This window comes from Streptomyces sp. AC627_RSS907 (assembly GCF_019049165.1).
Window position 1 is genome coordinate 1 of sequence record NZ_JAGMUE010000681.1, and the last position, 543, is coordinate 543.

Below are 543 nucleotides of genomic sequence, written 5' to 3' on the forward strand. Positions count from 1 at the left end.
GGGCGTGGGTGGGGGGTTGCCGGGGCGCTCGATCGGCTGACCCCCACGCGCGGCCCGCGCCTACTCGCGAGGCGCCGGCGTTGTCGTACCCCCTGCCTACGATGCCCACATGAGCACTGAGCCGACCGAGCCGACCGACCGCGAGAGCTTCGCTCCGCTGATGTTCCTGGAGTACGACTCCGCGCCGGGCAGTTACGGGCTGATCCTGAGCGACGACCACATGGTCTCCACCGCCGCGGCCTTCGGCGAGCGCGGTCACGAGGGCGGCGGGTACGACTGGGAGGCCGTCGCCCGTTCCGCGATACGCTCGCGCGCCCCGGAGTTGGCGGAGCGCGTCGCGTACGACTGTGAGGCGGGCATGTTCGCCGCGCACGGCACGGACGCGGGCGCGCTGCGCCGCCTGGGCGCGCTGCTGAGCGAGGCCCACCGCGATCCGGCCGTGCTGGCCGCGTACCTGGAGGCGGCGGACCCGGACTGGTTCGCCTGACCGTTGGCGGCGCACCCGCGCGGGGGCGCCGCCAACGGGGCCGGTCAGACGGTCGT

At 75.0% G+C, this 543-nt stretch carries 1 protein-coding gene; it reads left to right on the top strand.

Going from position 1 to position 543, the window contains the following annotated elements; all coding sequences use genetic code 11:
* The first annotated feature begins 109 nt into the window (after positions 1 to 109).
* On the top strand, positions 110 to 487 hold the full coding sequence (locus KUM32_RS37775) for an immunity 51 family protein (protein ID WP_217146347.1): 378 nt from the start codon (positions 110 to 112) through the stop codon (positions 485 to 487).
* Positions 488 to 543 lie beyond the last annotated feature (56 nt).

What these genes read in the sequence shown, in the direction of transcription:
- KUM32_RS37775 (WP_217146347.1), top strand. Translation starts at nt 110, where the DNA reads ATGAGCACTGAGCCGACCGAGCCGACCGACCGCGAGAGCTTCGCTCCG.